Annotated in this window: 16 protein-coding genes; 5 read left to right on the top strand and 11 right to left on the bottom strand. The window is 38.1% G+C overall.

Annotated elements, in window-relative coordinates; translation table 11 throughout:
* Positions 1 to 235 precede the first annotated feature (235 nt).
* Complete coding sequence (locus ACRD7B_RS08305; protein ID WP_430824043.1) at positions 236 to 805, bottom strand: hypothetical protein; 570 nt, start codon at positions 803 to 805, stop codon at positions 236 to 238.
* A gap of 134 nt (positions 806 to 939) precedes the next feature.
* Between ACRD7B_RS08305 and ACRD7B_RS08300 the strand changes: the two genes are divergently transcribed.
* Positions 940 to 1155: a PLD nuclease N-terminal domain-containing protein gene (locus ACRD7B_RS08300; protein WP_430824042.1), complete on the top strand. Its 216-nt coding sequence runs from the start codon at positions 940 to 942 to the stop codon at positions 1153 to 1155.
* 212 nt (positions 1156 to 1367) lie between these two features.
* A complete protein-coding gene (locus ACRD7B_RS08295) occupies positions 1368 to 2531 on the top strand; it encodes a CD0519/CD1768 family membrane protein (protein WP_430824041.1) in 1164 nt (387 codons plus the stop codon).
* A gap of 93 nt (positions 2532 to 2624) precedes the next feature.
* Here ACRD7B_RS08295 and ACRD7B_RS08290 read toward each other — a convergent pair whose 3' ends face one another.
* Together ACRD7B_RS08290 and ACRD7B_RS08285 are read right to left on the bottom strand one after the other, a co-directional pair.
* Complete coding sequence (locus ACRD7B_RS08290; RefSeq protein WP_430824040.1) at positions 2625 to 3056, bottom strand: hypothetical protein; 432 nt, start codon at positions 3054 to 3056, stop codon at positions 2625 to 2627.
* 10 nt (positions 3057 to 3066) lie between these two features.
* Positions 3067 to 3642 (bottom strand): RNA polymerase sigma factor, encoded by a 576-nt coding sequence (locus ACRD7B_RS08285; RefSeq protein ID WP_430824039.1) that lies wholly within the window; start codon positions 3640 to 3642, stop codon positions 3067 to 3069.
* Positions 3643 to 4012: 370 nt separating this feature from the next.
* On the opposite strand from ACRD7B_RS08285, the gene ACRD7B_RS08280 reads away from it, so the two are divergent.
* The 3 genes from ACRD7B_RS08280 (at position 4013) to ACRD7B_RS08270 (ending at position 6610) form a co-directional block, all read left to right on the top strand.
* Positions 4013 to 4366 carry a DUF6249 domain-containing protein gene (locus ACRD7B_RS08280; protein WP_430824038.1) on the top strand — a complete coding sequence of 118 codons (354 nt, stop codon included), beginning with the start codon at positions 4013 to 4015 and terminating at the stop codon, positions 4364 to 4366.
* Positions 4367 to 4616: 250 nt separating this feature from the next.
* The gene (locus tag ACRD7B_RS08275) at positions 4617 to 5531 is read left to right on the top strand and encodes a hypothetical protein (protein WP_430824037.1); all 915 of its coding nucleotides are present in this window, start codon (positions 4617 to 4619) and stop codon (positions 5529 to 5531) included.
* Positions 5532 to 5533: 2 nt separating this feature from the next.
* On the top strand, positions 5534 to 6610 hold the full coding sequence (locus ACRD7B_RS08270; RefSeq protein ID WP_430824036.1) for a glycoside hydrolase family protein: 1077 nt from the start codon (positions 5534 to 5536) through the stop codon (positions 6608 to 6610).
* Positions 6611 to 6734: 124 nt separating this feature from the next.
* Here ACRD7B_RS08270 and ACRD7B_RS08265 read toward each other — a convergent pair whose 3' ends face one another.
* From ACRD7B_RS08265 to ACRD7B_RS08230, 8 genes are all read right to left on the bottom strand, one after another.
* Positions 6735 to 7262, bottom strand: a complete 528-nt coding sequence (locus tag ACRD7B_RS08265; protein WP_430824035.1) for a hypothetical protein — start codon at positions 7260 to 7262, stop codon at positions 6735 to 6737.
* 28 nt (positions 7263 to 7290) lie between these two features.
* Complete coding sequence (locus tag ACRD7B_RS08260; RefSeq protein ID WP_430824034.1) at positions 7291 to 8463, bottom strand: trans-sulfuration enzyme family protein; 1173 nt, start codon at positions 8461 to 8463, stop codon at positions 7291 to 7293.
* Positions 8464 to 8476: 13 nt separating this feature from the next.
* Positions 8477 to 9853 (bottom strand): 4Fe-4S dicluster domain-containing protein, encoded by a 1377-nt coding sequence (locus tag ACRD7B_RS08255; RefSeq protein WP_430824033.1) that lies wholly within the window; start codon positions 9851 to 9853, stop codon positions 8477 to 8479.
* Positions 9854 to 11878 (bottom strand): molybdopterin-containing oxidoreductase family protein, encoded by a 2025-nt coding sequence (locus ACRD7B_RS08250; protein ID WP_430824032.1) that lies wholly within the window; start codon positions 11876 to 11878, stop codon positions 9854 to 9856. It abuts the gene before it with no gap.
* A 191-nt stretch (positions 11879 to 12069) separates the two neighbouring features.
* Positions 12070 to 12978 (bottom strand): phosphate acyltransferase, encoded by a 909-nt coding sequence (locus ACRD7B_RS08245; protein WP_430824031.1) that lies wholly within the window; start codon positions 12976 to 12978, stop codon positions 12070 to 12072.
* A 17-nt stretch (positions 12979 to 12995) separates the two neighbouring features.
* The gene (locus ACRD7B_RS08240) at positions 12996 to 14216 is read right to left on the bottom strand and encodes an aminotransferase-like domain-containing protein (protein ID WP_430824030.1); all 1221 of its coding nucleotides are present in this window, start codon (positions 14214 to 14216) and stop codon (positions 12996 to 12998) included.
* A gap of 113 nt (positions 14217 to 14329) precedes the next feature.
* Complete coding sequence (locus ACRD7B_RS08235) at positions 14330 to 15244, bottom strand: thiamine pyrophosphate-dependent enzyme (RefSeq protein ID WP_430824028.1); 915 nt, start codon at positions 15242 to 15244, stop codon at positions 14330 to 14332.
* Positions 15237 to 16427, bottom strand: coding sequence for a hypothetical protein (locus ACRD7B_RS08230; RefSeq protein WP_430824027.1), 1191 nt, complete (start codon positions 16425 to 16427; stop codon positions 15237 to 15239). Before ACRD7B_RS08230 ends, ACRD7B_RS08235 begins: the two co-directional genes overlap by 8 nt.
* Between the last annotated feature and the right edge of the window lie 9 nt (positions 16428 to 16436).

Raw genomic sequence — 16436 nt, 5'->3', positions numbered from 1 at the left:
GATTTGATTGTCGAGATAGTTCACCTCAACTCTTCTGGTTTTCAGAAATTAATCTAAAATTTAAGAATAATATTAGAATTGCTAATCTAATAGCGAAGTCGAGATGAAAACTTTAAAAAAATTATTACCATTAAATAATCACTTCCCCTTCGACAAATGCTCAGGGAGCGTCTCAGTGAGCGCGTACTTTTAATGTTTTTTTGGACACCCTCTTGTTTTATTAAACGTACACTTGTTAAGGATTTAATGCGCGGTTGGCATAACTATTCAAGGCTTCGTATAGCTTTTGGGGTGTCAATGTTCGCCATTTTACTTCCGATAACTGACCGCCATAAAGCAAGTAGTAATTCAGGTTAAGCTTATCAAATTCAGCCTGCACATGTTCCCTGAAGTTTACGAGCATGATCCAGCCATCGTCCAGATCGTTAAACCAATCTTCGTAATAGGAATCATCAGAATAATGAAAGTTGAGTACGTTCTCGCCGATGAGGATAAATTTATTGATTCCTTTATTTTCAAGGTGTTCAACTATGTTTCGTTTAAGGTGCATAATATCGTTATGCAAACAATCATTCCACTCGCCCATTAATTCAATAATGCAATACCCGAAGTCGTAATCTGTGTAAATAATCTTTAGGTATAATGTTGATGAACCAAACTCGTCCCATAGTGGATGGATGTAATGGTTGTATATTGCGTTGCGGCAAAGAAATTCGTTATGGCTTTCACCATAATAGGGCGAATGCGGATCGGTGTAGGTATTATATATATTCTGCCACCTGCTATATGGTTCTATATCTTGCATGGAGTAAAATTAATTAGAAACATGTAATTATTATTGTGAAAAGTTGCTTGCTATCTTAATATTGTACTTGAATAAATATTAGGTATATTCGAGATTCAATTAAGAGCTTTTTTTTTTAAAACAAATCATACACTATGTTATTATATGCGTTGCCTGGTGGGCCTGAATTAATTCTTATTTTATTAGCCTTATTAGTTTTACTCTTACCACTTTGGGCTTTGATAAGTATTTTGAAGAATAATTTTGAAGGAAGCAATAAAATAATTTGGGTTTTAGTTGTGTTGTTTTTGCCTTTTTTAGGCGCGATTTTATACTTTACTATCGGAAGAAAGCAGCGGATCAATTCTTAAGGATATTATGGTATTAATTTACAAGGGAGCTGTTAAGCTCCCTTTGTTGTCTGTTGAAATGTGCGAATAGCGCTGGTGTTGCATGTGCTAATGATGTTTTTGTCAGGAAAAGAACTGATTTAATTCATGAAAAAAATCTATAAACATTGACAATAATCTTGTTTTCAGGAAAGCACTGTATCTAATTTTGACTCGACAAAAATCGAAAAAAAATGAGTGCTTTAAAAAAGTTAAAAGAGAAAGGTTATCTAAAGCGTAGACGATACGAGGGTATTATCTTCCTTGTAACATTTGGTGCCTTTTTTGGTTACCTGGGCCATGTAATGGGCGTTACCAATTTATTAAACACATTGATGCGTACAGCTCATGATTTGTTGATGAACACGGTGTTCTTCATCATGGGTATTACTGTTCTTACTGGTGCATTAGGCCGCTTACTTATTGAATTTGGTGTTGTGCGTTTGTTAGAGGTACTGTTGGCACCTTTAATGCGACCGTTATTTAATCTGCCTGGAGTGAGTGCTTTGGCCGGATTGATGACTTTCTTTTCGGATAACCCAGCTATTATTAGTTTGTCAAACGACAAAAACTTTAGCCGTTATTTCAAAACGCATGAATTGATTTCGTTGACCAACTTTGGTACTGCCTTTGGAATGGGGCTGATTGTATTAGCATTTATGACTGGCCTGGGATATTTCTCAGGAGCTATGATTGGATTGGCTGGTGCTGTTATTGGAGCCATTGTTTCGACGCGTTTGATGCAGTTTTTTATTAAAGGTAAGATTTCGCCAGATAAAGAGTTTGCTGGGGGCGGTGATGAAGAACAAATCTCATTTAAATCAGAGGGTAGTACTTTTCAACGTTTCCTAAACGCGATGCTAGATGGAGGTAAATCAGGTGTTAATCTTGGTTTAGCAATTATCCCTGGCGTATTGGTGATTAGTACTATTGTGATGATCATTACCTTTAAACCTGCCGACGCTGCTATTGGGTATCAAGGTTTAGCTTACGAAGGTGTACCTATTTTACCAAAGCTTGCAGGTTCAGTTGATTGGTTATTTAAATTCCTTTTTGGATTTGAAAATCCTGAATTAATTGCCTTCCCAGTAACTTCATTAGGAGCTGTTGGTGCTGCCTTATCAATGGTAAAAGCTTTTATTGCCCAAGGTATTGTTGGTGGAAACGAAATTGCTGTATTTACTGCAATGGGCATGTGTTGGAGTGGTTTCTTAAGTACACACACTGCTATGTTAGATACTTTGAATTTTAGAGAATTAACTCCTAAGGCATTAATGGCACATACAGTTGGTGGCTTACTTGCTGGAGTTTCCGCCCATTATCTATTTGTATTGCTCAGCATGTTTGGAATAGCATAAAATACTCCTTATAGTTTTGAATTTTTAGTACAACGAAAAAGCGAATCATTAATATGATTCGCTTTTTCTATTAATATCCTTTAAAGTATTGTTTTAGAAGTTAGCCAAGCGATTAAAAAACTTATCCATCCCTAATAATATCAGAATTCCAATTCCAATAAAGTAGATGATCGATGGAATTTGCCCAGCGAACGAAAAGAAACTGCCCAGGCTTTCATTTACAGAAGAGAAGTCAATTAGCTCGGAGCTTAGCTTGAATTGGCCGAGGTAGTTGCTAATGACTGAAGCATCAACGAGGAAGGTGAGCGCAAGCACAGCCGCAAATCCGCCCAATATCCACCAGCGGTTATTTTTATTGATGAGCGAATTATAGGCTGGGGGCTTTTCGGCCCAATCATGTAAAACGCGATTCATCGCATTCTGTTTGATCGATTCCGGCGCCTCCTCTGGCGTGAAGTCTTCAAATAAATCACGAATGAGTTTATCGTCGTCTTCTTGGTTTATATGTTTCTTAAAATTGTTCATTGCCACAAATTTACAAAATTGAATTTAATTCTCCTTTGAGCATTTTGTTTAGTTCTTCATGCATTTGCTTACGACCCCTGTGTAGTTTTACCTTCACATTTGAAGGACTAAGTCCACTCGCTTTACTTATTTCTTCAATATTTAACTCCTTGTAATAATAGAGGGTTAAAATAAATGCATCTTCTTCTTTTAATTGGTTTAAAGCCAGTTTAAGTAGTCTTTTCCTTTCTTGAAGCTCAAGCCGGTGTTTATTGTTATCTGCTATCCGATATTCGTATTTATCCGTTTGCTTATCATCAACATCTTTCATTTCCGGTTTCCTCTGTCGTAACTTCGAGATAGATGTATTATATACAATCCTGTAAAGCCAGGTCGAGAAAGCTGAGTCACCTTTATATTTATCAAGCGACTTATAGGCTTTAACAAATGCGTCTTGCGCCACTTCCTCGGCATCTTGTTTGTTTTTAACAATGCCCTTAGCTAAAGTGTAAACCATATTTTGATGGCTCTCAATCAACTGCGAGAAAGCGGCTACATCACCACCCTTAATCTGCTTTATTAATTCTATGTCTTCTTTTTTGCGCATTCAATCTTATGACGCCGCGTCATTAAAAATGGTTACAAGTAATTTTAAATTTATTAAAATTTGAAGGGTATTGCAAATAGGATCATCTTATGTCCTTAAATAGCTTTGGTAATTTCAATCATTAAAATGGAACGCTGAGACGCAGGAACACAGAGTTTATTTTTTTTTAAAATCTTTCTAAATATTTTTTCAACATTACTCAATACTATTTTTAATTATCGGCTGAATGCTCCTACAATACAATTGTTGCAAGGCTGTAAAAAAAATATCAGCCATTTTGTAACCGGATTAATTTTGGTGGCGTCATAACATTGAACGCTCCAGGAGAGATGATAACAAAAAACATTGTAAAACTTTAAAATATTAAATCATGGAAGGTGCATTAGCAATTATTTTTATTTTCGGTAGTATACCTGCAATCATTATCGCATTGTCGTATTTCAAAAGTAGACGAATTGAACGAACAGCTTTGATTGCAGCAGGAAAAGACGCTTCAATATTTGAGCAGTTTAGTAAAAAATCTAATCCTTATTTAAGCCTGAAATATGGTATGTTCTTAGTGGGATTGGCCGTAGGTGTAATATTAGGATCAGTACTAGATACCTATACAGCAATGGACGAGGTTGCCTCTTACTTTTCAATGGTCTTGGCATTTGGAGGATTAAGCCTAATATTATTCTACCTGATTCAGCGTAAGTTACAAGAAAAGGATAAGCAAGAATAAAGAGATAAGAAAAACTGAATCTTAAATGGCTGTCATAATTTGGCAGCCATTTTTTTTGCTTTTTGTTTTGGGTATTTAAAATAAAGCAACCGATTGCACAATATTTTTGTTTATATTTGGAAAATAATGCAAACGACTTTGTTTAGAACAGATATTGAATCTATAAATAAGCTGTATTCAGACTAATAGGTGACGATGTTTTAAGATGTTGTTTTGTGCAAAATTAGTTGTAGATGTAAAAACCAAACCTATGAAAATCTACTTGTTAATAATTGCTGCCCTTATAGCTATTAGCTGTGTTCCCAGTAATGATCCGCATAGGCCTCCTTTAAAAGAGGAAGCCGAAGTTGAGCTTGAAATTAATTTACCCGACTACAAAACGGACTTGCCATATACAGCTGGTTATCGTTATTCCTCTTATGGAGCGCAGCATTTAAATGTGCAACAGAACGAATATTGGACTACGGTAGGTAAAGAAATGGCGAGTAAGTTTGATGGATCTGCTCCTTCAAGTATCTGGATTTTGGGAACATTGCAAGGTGATGGCATATATTTAAATTTTCCGGCAGAAACGAATCATTCCTTAATTAAAACTGCGAGTACTGATTTTAACGAAGCCATATTTGATGAGTTTGATAAAAACGGTTTCAAGATCTGGTTACAGATTGAGCCTGGCAATGCACCGGTTGAAGAATTGATTAAAGTGATTCTTGAAAAATATAAACACCATTCTTGTATTATTGGATTTGGAGTTGATGTTGAGTGGTATCAGTCGGTTGATAAGCCAGATGGTGTTGCTATTTCAGATAAATTAGCCAAGCAGTGGTTAAGTTTAATTCGTTCATATAATCCAGAATACCGTTTGTTTTTGAAGCATTGGTTAAAGGAGAAGATGCCACCAACTTTTCGTGAGGGACTTGTATTTATCGATGATAGCCAGGGTGTAAGTAGTAAGCAGGTTTTATTGGATGAATTTAAGGAGTGGGGTGAATATTTCTCTGGTGGTCAAGTTGGCTTTCAATATGGTTATGATTCAGATAGAGCTTGGTGGGGCAATATGGATGATCCAGCTAAAGAATTTGGACAAGCCTTAAAAGATGAAATTCCGAATACCATTGGTTTGTATTGGGTCGATTTTACTTTAGAAACAGTACTTAAGCCTTAATGATGAATCGATTTTTACCAATATTGATATTTGTATTTTCGACGCTTTGTTTGTGCTCGTGCGATAGTACACATCAAACTGAGATATTAGGAGTTAAATGTTACGAATTGCCTGATAGTCCTGAAAATACAATAGCGCGATGGAATAATCTGGGCATCAATACAGCTTATGTGAGCGAAGACATAGCTGAGAATTTGGAGTTTCGAAAGTTGGCCAAGGCCTCTGGTATTGATGTTTATCTTATATTCCCAGTTTTTTATAACCCGGAGGCTTTAAAAGCCGATTCTAGCTTGTGGGCGCGTACATCGGATGGCGAACGTGCAAAAGCTGATTGGGTGGAGTTTGTCTGCCCATCACGTAAAGATTATCGTGCTTCAGTTGTAGAACATGCAAAAGACATGGTGAGTACTTTGAAGCCTGATGGTTTGAGTATTGACTTTATCCGTCATTTCGTTTTCTGGGAAATGGTTGGGCCAAATTTTGATCCTAATCGATTACCCGATGCCTGTTGTTGCTCGAATTGCATTGACGGTTTTATTACAGAAACAGGAATGGCTTTGTCAAACGAAATGTATAGTTCGGAAGAAAAGCTTTGGTTTATTCAAGAAAACCATAGCCAACAATGGCAAAAATATAAGGAGCGATTAATAACGACAATGGTCAGCGATTTGGCTCAAGCTGTTAAAAGCATTAAACCTGATACTAAGTTAAATTTACACGCTGTACCGTGGCGAGCTGATGATTATAACGGCGCTAGTCGCACAGTTACGTGTCAAAATTTACCTGAGCTATCAAAGATGGTTGATTACATCAGCCCGATGTGTTATACCCATATGTTATATCGAAGTGCTGAATGGGTTGACTCCTTAGTTGTTGATTTTCAAAAGCAAGGTGTTGATAATGTATTGCCGTGTATTCAGGTTGGCTTGAGTTACCGAAGTGAAGAATTTACACCCGAAGCATTTGATGCATGTGTGACATCAGCGCGAAAGAGCCAAGTCAATGGGCTGGTGTTGTGGTCGTGGGAAATGCTGGCTAAAGATTTAAAGAAACAAAAAAGTATAGAAGGAATTAAATGAACATTTAGGTGATTTCTATTTGTTTTAATTAGTGTGGTTTGTAAGTGTCTGGCTTCGTATTGGTGTGTTGTAGAAGTCAGATAAGAAAAAGGATGTTTTCGCTCGAAAACATCCTTTTTTGGTTTTATTCTTGTGGTTCAGAGAATTCAATTTCTGCTGTTTCTACCATTTTAAATTCATTACTTTCATAAAAAGACTTCATTTCAATTGGAAATTTTTCTGAAGGTTTAAATTCCATACTATCGATTACCAACGTTGTTCCTAATTGGACTTGCCAAGTAATAAATTCAGGTTTAAATATTTTCATTCCAGTTATTGAATCAATTATTGTTTCTCGAATACAATAATCGCAATCGATTAATGTAAAATTAAGTGTTGTTAGTGTCTTATATTCGTTTCTTGTAATCTTTCCTCTATAATAATAAAATCCACCATCAGAGGCTGAACGAATTGTGTCAATTTCAGTAACAAAGAATGGTTCCTTGTATAAAAAGGCAGAATCGCCTTTTATTAAAAGGTGGTTTTTATGAATTAATACACATTCATTATTTATCTTACAAATATTTTCAAATCCAATCCAATAATCTTGCTTTATTGTTGTATAGGAACAGGAAGCCATAATTAAGCCTGCAATTACTATTAGTTTAGACATATTGTAAGTTTTTCTTGTTGTTAAAAATTTACACCTTACCCAACCCTATCTCAATCATACTAATAAGATGGTCAATTTCTTCAATACCTACCGAGAAGCGAATTACACCCGGTAGTGGATATTTAGCGCCCCAAACAGGTTCAACAGGCAAAAGAATTGTGTCTGCTTCACCAAGAGTTGGAATCAGTGGTATATGCTCTTCAAGAGCGGCTACAAAACGATTAAGCTTGTTGCGCTTGTCTTCATCTGAAGTGCCTTTAATATCGAAGGTAATCATGCCACTGTACCCTTTATCACCAAATAGATCAAGAGCTTGTTTACGTGTAGGGTGTGATTCTAATCCCGGATAAAGTACCGACTCAATTTTAGGATGTTTTTCTAAATACTTGGCAACAGCAAGGGCATTGTTGCAATGCTGCTTAAATCGCAGGTTAAATGATTTCAATTGTGACCCTAGTCGGTAGGCATCATCAGGGCTTAAGAAATGACCAGCCCACTTGCGATATTCAATGGCTTCTTTGAGTAATTCCGTATCATTACCACAAATAACACCAGCGGATATATTACCATGCCCGCTAAGGTATTTAGTGGCTGAATGAATAACCAAATCGGCACCATCCAATAAAGGTTTCCATAGATAGGGAGTTCCAAAGGTATTGTCAATGATGATTTTGCAAGAGTACTGCTTAGCCAGTTCAATGATGCGTTTAACATCGGCTACAATTAGCATAGGGTTTGATACTGCCTCGAAGAAGATAAATTCAGGTTTGATCTTTTTCAGCATGTCTTCCAAAGCCGCCAAATCATAATTACCCTCATTCGCATAAAATCGATGTATATCCCGATTACGACGTTTGATTAATACGGTGTCAATAAAAGAATTGGTGCCTCCATATATCTCATGAAAAAACAACCATGGTCGTGTCTCATTTCCTTTTTCAAATATAGAAACGGCCACATCAATGGCCGCCATGCCTGTTTCAACCAATAAAGCCCAATTCGATTCCTCCAATTCCATCAATTGTTTTTCAACGGCTACTGTGGTTGGGTTACGATAGCGCGAATAGATGTAATTATCGGGCTCGTGATGATGTTCCAATTCATCGGCAAAGGCTTTTTTTGTAGTTTCAGAATCTTTAAGGTTGAAGCCTGCCTCGCGGTATAATGGTGTATGATTGTAGTTTACTTTTTTATTGGCCATGATGTATTCTATATTAATTTGATTCTAAAGATAATTCATTCAATGTGCCCTGAGGGGTAATGATCTCTGATTCAGTATAAAACTCGCTTCTATCGATTACTTCACCCAAAAGGATGATTGGTAATAAATACCATAATGGGGTAGATGGGTAATCAATTAATGCAGCTAAAGGCAGCAGAAGTAAAGCTATTCGGGTTAATGTAAGCCAATGCTTCGATTTTGCTTTTTGTTTATCTAGGTATACTTTTCGAACAAGGTATAAGCTCAGCTTAATAAGTGTGAAAGCAATGATTAAAGCTAAACTTTGTGTAAACCATGCAAACAAAAACGGTCCGGTTATGCTAATCAAGGCACTGTGTAATTTAATACTGTCTTTCCGCCTGAAGAATTTATACACCATATCGATTGAGATAAGTGTAAATGAGCCAAAAAGTAGTGCGAGATAGCCGATCGTTTTAGGATCAAAAACCTTATGTTCGAAAAGCTGTATGTTTGATTCTTTGAGAAGTAAAGCCAATCCGCCTAAGCCTAAAAATGCTGAGAAGGCAAATATCTCACGACTCAACCACGATCCTTTTAGGTTGAGTATGAATCGCCACAGTCTTAGTTTTTTGCCAACATGCATTGAAGTCAGAAAAATAGCTGAAGCCGCAATGCTGAAAAATAGAAGAGCAGGTAAGCTAACTCCAGTAATAAGATTGGCTGCTTGCCAGGCAACTAAAAGGGAAGCGGCAAGAGTAAATAGAACCAGGGGCCATTCTTTTTTTAATTCCACCTTGGATGGTGGTTTCTCTTGATATTTACCTATGTCTATTGGGAATTTAATGGCATCACTATTTTCTATTGTAGGTTTACGATGTTCTTCGCGCAATGGAATTAGGTTGATGGAGGGTTTTATTCCCATGTTAACAAAACCAGGACTTAGGTGATTTTTGTAATCAACCTTTGCATCAAAACTAAAGTCCAAAGCCCCTACCGGACAGGCTTGAGCGCACGCGGGCTTTTTACCATCCGAGATTCGGTCGACGCAGAAATTACACTTCTCAACAACTTTCGTCGTTTCATTAAATTTAGGCGCATCGTATGGACAAGCCCATGTGCAATAGGTACAACCAATGCATGCTTCGGCATGATGAATGATGGCGCCAGTGTCCTTATCACGTGTATATGCAAGGGCGGGACAATTTTTCATGCAAGGCGCATCATCGCAATGATTACAAGCCAAAGAAAAATGGAAAACTGGTAAGCCAGGATGTTTAATTTTATTGTGCCCGTTCACCACGCGCCAGTTAAGTTGTGGGGTAGTACCATTCTCGATGGAGCAGCCAGCCACACAAGCCATACAGCCTACGCACTTGTTTGTGTTAAATATGAAAGCGTTCTTTTCCATCTACATTTTTTTTACGTCTACCCAGGTGTTATGGAATGCCGTACCATGTCCCATGTCGGTTTCTATTCCCTTGGTAAATAAATTTGGCGTAGCGCCATCTACTGCCCAATAACCATTTGTTAGTACTACATTGCCTAGCCGCAACCCAAAATCGTATTGTACTTTTATACTTGCCTCTCCTTCATTATTATGAACTGTAACCATTTCATTGTCAGAAATATCTTTTGCTTCGGCATCATAAGGGTGTATGAATAAGCGAGCTTCTGGCTCAAATTGCTTGATGATATTGAGGTTGCCAAATTGCGAATGAATTCGGTTTTTGGAGTTGGGAGATAAGAGCTGAAACTCGAATTCTTTATCCTGAACCAATGGCACAAAGTCGGGCAAAGCATCTACACCCCATCTATCCTTTGCTTCTTTGTTTTCCAGTTCTATTTTTCCCGATTTTGTTGGGAACACATGATCGGCAAAGGGAATTTCCTCAAATGAATTGGCCAATTGCGGTCCTTGTTTTAATGCTTCTAAACTTAACTCCGGGAAGGGTTTAAGTGTTTGTTTTAATAGTTCCTCAATGGGCTCGTCGCCAGGTTGGGGAATGTTTTTTGTTATTTCTTCTTCACCATACCCCAAAGCTTTGGCCAGGTGATAATAGATTTCAGTTTCGGGTTTTACCTCACCAGCAGGCTCCATCACTTTTTGTCTGAGCTGTACATAGGGATTCCAGTACGAACCTATTATGTCGGATTGTTCAAACATGTTTTTAGCCGGTAATATAATGTCTGCTTCGTAGGCGGTATCTGTCATAAACTGATCGACTACAACGCGAAATTCTGCCTTGCGAAAAGCCTTACGTATTTTATTGGTATTGGGATTTTGTGTGAGCGGATTGCCGCGTTCTACCCATATCATTTTTATTTCTGGATCAACTATATTAAGCATGTCTTCACCCAATTTTGCAACAGATATTTTACGGCGGAAGCATGGATCTTCACATCCTGGAAAATAGGATTCTGGTTCTTTAAGATCATCAAATACATAACTCTGTAGATTAGCATAATGCCAACAGCCACCTTTTAATCCGATGTTGCCAGTAATAACTGACAAGGCCAACAAACAGCGAGTAGTTTGTCCGCCATTTTCGTAGCGTTGCATGCCGTATCCTGGTATTAAAGTCATTGGTTTGATAGTACCAATTAGTTTAGCAAGTTCCTTAATGGACTCTACTGGAATACGGCATACATCAGCTACTTTTTCAAGAGTATATAAATCGGCTTTCTTTTTAAAGGCCTCGAAGCCCAATACGTTTTTCTCAATGAATTTTTTATCAATCCAATCATTCTTAATTATTTCTCTAGCCAAGCCTAAGGCTAGTGCTCCATCAGTGCCTGATTTGATTTGAAACAGGGCATTGGCGCGTTCGGCAGAAGGTGTCCTTCGGGGGTCGATAACCACATATTTAGCGCCTTTTTCTTGGGCCTTCTCAATGGGCATCATCTGCTGAATATTTGTTTCCGCTGGATTTTTACCCCAGACAACAATCAACTTTGCATGTTCAAGATCCCAGGGCGCATTGTGTTTGTTGGCTCCTAAGGTTAGTCGAGTAGCTTCCAATCCAGCTGGCCAGCATAGGTTTCCATAACAAGTAGTTGCGCCACCATATAGCTTCCAGAAAGCCGTGCTAACCCCATTCAATAAGCCTGACATACCACTGGAAGCAAAATATAGAACTGAGTGTGGCCCATGTTCTTGCTTAACATTTTTGAGTTTGCTGCTGATGGTTTCAATGGCTTCATCCCATGAAATACGCTCGTATTTACCTTCCCCAACCTTCTTAAGTGGGTAGAGTAGGCGATCCTTTGAGTTGGCTCGTTCCACATAAGCCAAGCCTTTAATGCATGGCCCTTCTGGTGTAGCCAAATTATCGGGGTGTGGCGCCATGCTTTTAATCGTATTGTCTTCAATACCAACCATAAGACTGCAGGTGCTATAGCAGTTGCGAGGACATGCACTTGAGATGAGCTTCATTTTTTAAATCTAACGGTTTAAAATGATTTACAAAATACAAAAAACACTTAGAAGTTGGTGAGGTTTTATTCGCCGATAGGTAAACGTGTATGGGCTATGACCTCAGCAATGTAGCTTAGAACCCGTTTCTATAAGTGAAATTATTCTTAATCTCAACTTCGGCCTTCGGACTATAAACTGATGGACTCTTTTTATGCCATAAGACATGATAATGCGATGCAGTAAAACTTGGACTTTTTGCTCTCGCTTCGCGACATAACAACTACCGGTTTAATGGTGCCTTGAATAAGTCCAGCTAATTCACCTCCTCCAAAAAGCATTTGCCCTTTGTAAAAGCTGTTGGCTGATTCAAGCGATGGGAATATTAAAGCATCGGCTTCGCCATTAATAGGTGTGGGAATACCTTTAATTTCAACACTAGCTTTGTCGCAGGCCAGAAATATATCTAAGGGGCCATCAATTATGCAGTCTTTAATCTGTCCTCGATCGGCTAACTTACAAATGGTGGCATCATCTATGGTACTAGGAAATGCGGCATTTGGTTTTTCGGTGGCGCCTATGAGAGCTACCTTTGGTTTATCAATTCCAAAACGTTTAGCCATAGCAACAGAATAATTAATCATCGCTATTTTTTGATTGATATCGGGATATGGCAATACCGCAGTATCTGAAACAAAAAGTAGTTTGTCGTATTTAGGTAGATCTAAAGCACAAACGTAACTCATTACAGCTTTCGGAGGCAATAGGCCTTTTTCTTTGTTTAATACAGCTTTTAAAAACTTATCTGTGCCAACCAAGCCTTTCATCAATACATCTGCTTCATCTTCTTTTACCATCCGTACCGCTTCAGCAACGGCAGCTTGATTGTCTTTGATGTCTATTATCTGAAAACTGGATGGATCTGTGTTTTCGCCAACTAGAAGTTGTGTGATTCTTGTTTTGTCACCAATAAGTATTGGAGTTGCAAAACCGGATAGGTGCGCCTCGATGATGGCACCAATGGTATTGTCATCCTCGGCTACGGCTACAGCAATTTTCTTATTGACACCTAGTTCTAGTAGGTGTTGTACCATTCCGTTCAGTGATTTTATTTGATTCATTTCCCTGTTTTTTTTGATTAAACAACACAAAGTTGTAATTCTCTCTGAATTAAATAAGACAAACGTTGAATGCCTAATATCGTTTTTTCATCGTTAACATACGAAAAATTTAGGCGGAGCGTGTTAGTAATTTTACCATTACTATAAAAAACTTTACCTAAAACAAAGGCCACCTTGTTTTCAACAGCTTTGTAAAATAATTGCTCAGCATCCATATGTTCTGGTAATGTTAGAAATAAGAATAGGCCACCTTCTGGTACTGTCCAGGTTACCCCCTTGGGCATGTTTCGCTCAAGTTGATTAATCATAACGTTGCGTCTGTGTTTGTATAATTCAATCGTTTTATTTAGGTTGGTTAAAAAATAAGGTGATTTCATGTAACGTACTGCAATTTTTTGCACAAAAGTAGGGGTGCATAAATCAGTAGATTGTTTCGCTATTACTATTTTTTCATTTATCTCTGGTGGAGCTAGAACCCATCCTATGCGAAATCCAGGTGCAACTATCTTAGAGAAGGTGCCAAGTGTTATTACATGATTATCTTTATCTAGCTCATACATTGTACGTTGTGTTTGTCCTTCAAAGCGTATTTCACGATATGGGCTATCTTCCACAATTAGAATATCATAAATGTGTGCTAATGCGATGATTTCAAGTCGCCTAGACTCGGGCATGGTAATTCCCGTTGGATTCTGAAAATCAGGAATGATATAAATGAATTTTGGTTTAGTGCCCGCCTTTTGTAATTCCTTGAGTTTTTGCTCTAACAAATCAGCACGTAATCCAAATTCATCAAGTTCGATACTGTGTATTTTAGCACCATATGACGTAAATGCGCTAATTCCACCAAGATAGGATGGAGAGCCACATATGATGCTATCATTATTATTGATAAATATTTTACCAACTAAATCTAAGCCTTGCTGCGATGCAGTGGTTATGATGAGGTTTTGTAATGTGCAATTAATACCTTCTGCCCTGTATTTTTCTACTAATAATTCTCGAAGTTCAAGTATGCCTTCTGTTGCGTCGTATTGAAGTGAGGCAGGTCCATCTTCTTTTAATAAGGTACTAACAATTTCATTTAAATCATTGACCGGAAACGATTCAGGAGCAGGCAAGCCACCTGCAAATGATATGACTTCTGGGTTCTGTGTGAGTTTGAGAATTTCTCTTATTGCCGATCGTTTAATGTTGTTGCTAATGTTTGAAAAACTTGCATTTAAGTTAGTAATCATGTTGCTGGGTTTTAAAGTTACTATTAATGGAAGAAGGATTTATCGACCCATTGATAACTACATGGGCATGTATACAATGGGTCGAGTAAATCAGGGTGGGACGTAACAATAAGCTATTTCTGAAGCCAATGCTTTCGCATTCTTTCCCACTTTTTATCGCGGTTGCTACTTACTATTTCAATATCCCTATCAGACATGTGTTTAAAGCGTCCTTGTTTCGCTAGGTAATCATTTACTGATTTAAAATTCTTAGGGTTCCGATTAAGTTTGTATTCACCATTTTCGTATTCAGCCAGAAATATCAAACCACAATCAACAGCTTCTTTTGCTATGTCAACCGATGTTTCTGTTGGCGTGCCCCATCCAGTTGGGCAAGAGGCATAAACATGTATGAAAGAGGTCCCTTTAGTGTGCTTTGCTTTGTTGACCTTATTTATGAAATCTTGCGGATAGCCTATGCTTGCTGTTGCTGCATAAGCAATGTCGTGTGCTGCAATTATTTCAAACAGGTTCTTTTTATGCGTAACCGAACCTGGTAAGTTTTTACCCGTTGGTGTGGTCGTTGTTTTTGTTCCATAAGGGGTAAGACCGCTTTTCTGGATGCCCGTATTCATGTAGGCTTCATTGTCGTAGCAGATATACAATACATCGTCATTTCTGTCGATCATGCCGGATAGTGCTTGAAAGCCAATGTCAGCCGTTCCTCCATCACCGGCAATAACAACCGTTTTGAAATCTTTAAGGCCTATGGCTTTGGCTCCAACGGCTATACCTGATCCCATACTTGCAGCACCCGGAAAAGTGGTGATTAGTGCATTGATATTAAATGCCATTTGTGGATAAATAAACCCTACTGCCGACATACATCCTGCTGGTAAGGCTGCAAAGGTGCGTTCGCCCAATACTTTTAAGGCTAGTCGAACAGCAATGCTTCCACCACACCCGGCACAAGCTTTATGACCATAGAAAAATTCCTTATCGGTCATGTTTTTAACATTTACTTTTGGAATGGCTAACATGTTATTCATTTGTTTCAACGTTAAGACTAAAAAATTCGACTTTTTCTTCCTGCTCGGATGATATACCTAGAAAGAGCTTGTTAAACATGGCTTCAATCTCATTCTTGGTAATATCGCGGCCACCTAGTCCGCCAACAAAGTTTTGCTTGAAAACGTGCTTGTCTATTTTAGATAGAGCAGAGTTGACATTGGTGTAAACGGTACCTTCGTATCCAAATGAAATATCTTTATCAATTACACCCATTGCTTTAACACGCTTACCTAATGCTTTTACTTCAGCCTCTGGGAAAGGACGCATGTATCGTATTTTTAGTAAGCCAACTTTCTTACCTGCTTTACGCATGTTATCAATCACTACACGTACGGTTCCACATACACTTCCCAAGGCAACTAATACAACTTCGGCATCTTCACATTTGTATTCCTCAACCATACCGTGGTAGGTGCGGCCAAATTTTGATCCAAACTCCTTATCAACGTCTTGTAATACAGGTATTGCGTTGAACATGGCTTCGTTCTGTTGGTATTTGAATTCGGTATTATCATCAGGCTTTGAGCTAAAACCTAAATTCTTGGGGTCTTCAAAAGACATTTTGTTTGGAGTGATAAATGCTGGTAGAAATTGATCAACTTCATCCTGATTTGGAATATCAACCAATTCATAGGTATGTGTTAATATGAATCCATCAAGATTAACCATCATTGGTGTTAAAACATCTTTATGCTCGGCAATTTTATAGGCTTGAATAATCATATCTAAGGCCTCTTGAGCATCCTCTACATATACTTGAATCCAACCAGAGTCTAAAAGGGATAAAGAATCACGTTGATCTCCATAAATACTCCATGGCAAGGCTACCGAACGGTTAGCATTCATCATAACAACAGGGTAGCGGCCGCCGCTACAATAATGTAAACCTTCTGTCATGTACAGTAATCCCTGCGAAGAAGAAGCTGTAAAAGTACGCGCTCCAACGGCTGAAGCTCCCATAGTCGCAGATATGGCTGAATGTTCTGATTCAACATGCATGTATTCCGCATCCAATTCTTTTGCTTCTACCATGTCAGATAGGCGCTCAACTGTTATTGTTTGGGGTGTTATTGGATAAGCGGCAATAACATGAGGACGTGATAGTTTTACGCCAACAGCAACGGCCTCATCACCTGATATAAATATTTTATTATTTTTCATCGATCACAA

Origin of the sequence: Carboxylicivirga fragile, from assembly GCF_050589805.1 — a bacterium.
Taxonomy (GTDB): Bacteria; Bacteroidota; Bacteroidia; order Bacteroidales; family Marinilabiliaceae; genus Carboxylicivirga; species Carboxylicivirga fragile.
Note: the sequence above shows the minus strand (reverse complement) of the source record. Positions and strands in the feature narration are given on the sequence as shown.

What these genes read in the sequence shown, in the direction of transcription:
- ACRD7B_RS08305 (WP_430824043.1), bottom strand. Translation starts at nt 805, where the DNA reads ATGCAAGATATAGAACCATATAGCAGGTGGCAGAATATATATAATACC.
- ACRD7B_RS08300 (WP_430824042.1), top strand. Translation starts at nt 940, where the DNA reads ATGTTATTATATGCGTTGCCTGGTGGGCCTGAATTAATTCTTATTTTA.
- ACRD7B_RS08295 (WP_430824041.1), top strand. Translation starts at nt 1,368, where the DNA reads ATGAGTGCTTTAAAAAAGTTAAAAGAGAAAGGTTATCTAAAGCGTAGA.
- ACRD7B_RS08290 (WP_430824040.1), bottom strand. Translation starts at nt 3,056, where the DNA reads ATGAACAATTTTAAGAAACATATAAACCAAGAAGACGACGATAAACTC.
- ACRD7B_RS08285 (WP_430824039.1), bottom strand. Translation starts at nt 3,642, where the DNA reads ATGCGCAAAAAAGAAGACATAGAATTAATAAAGCAGATTAAGGGTGGT.
- ACRD7B_RS08280 (WP_430824038.1), top strand. Translation starts at nt 4,013, where the DNA reads ATGGAAGGTGCATTAGCAATTATTTTTATTTTCGGTAGTATACCTGCA.
- ACRD7B_RS08275 (WP_430824037.1), top strand. Translation starts at nt 4,617, where the DNA reads ATGAAAATCTACTTGTTAATAATTGCTGCCCTTATAGCTATTAGCTGT.
- ACRD7B_RS08270 (WP_430824036.1), top strand. Translation starts at nt 5,534, where the DNA reads ATGAATCGATTTTTACCAATATTGATATTTGTATTTTCGACGCTTTGT.
- ACRD7B_RS08265 (WP_430824035.1), bottom strand. Translation starts at nt 7,262, where the DNA reads ATGTCTAAACTAATAGTAATTGCAGGCTTAATTATGGCTTCCTGTTCC.
- ACRD7B_RS08260 (WP_430824034.1), bottom strand. Translation starts at nt 8,463, where the DNA reads ATGGCCAATAAAAAAGTAAACTACAATCATACACCATTATACCGCGAG.
- ACRD7B_RS08255 (WP_430824033.1), bottom strand. Translation starts at nt 9,853, where the DNA reads ATGGAAAAGAACGCTTTCATATTTAACACAAACAAGTGCGTAGGCTGT.
- ACRD7B_RS08250 (WP_430824032.1), bottom strand. Translation starts at nt 11,878, where the DNA reads ATGAAGCTCATCTCAAGTGCATGTCCTCGCAACTGCTATAGCACCTGC.
- ACRD7B_RS08245 (WP_430824031.1), bottom strand. Translation starts at nt 12,978, where the DNA reads ATGAATCAAATAAAATCACTGAACGGAATGGTACAACACCTACTAGAA.
- ACRD7B_RS08240 (WP_430824030.1), bottom strand. Translation starts at nt 14,216, where the DNA reads ATGATTACTAACTTAAATGCAAGTTTTTCAAACATTAGCAACAACATT.
- ACRD7B_RS08235 (WP_430824028.1), bottom strand. Translation starts at nt 15,244, where the DNA reads ATGAATAACATGTTAGCCATTCCAAAAGTAAATGTTAAAAACATGACC.
- ACRD7B_RS08230 (WP_430824027.1), bottom strand. Translation starts at nt 16,427, where the DNA reads ATGAAAAATAATAAAATATTTATATCAGGTGATGAGGCCGTTGCTGTT.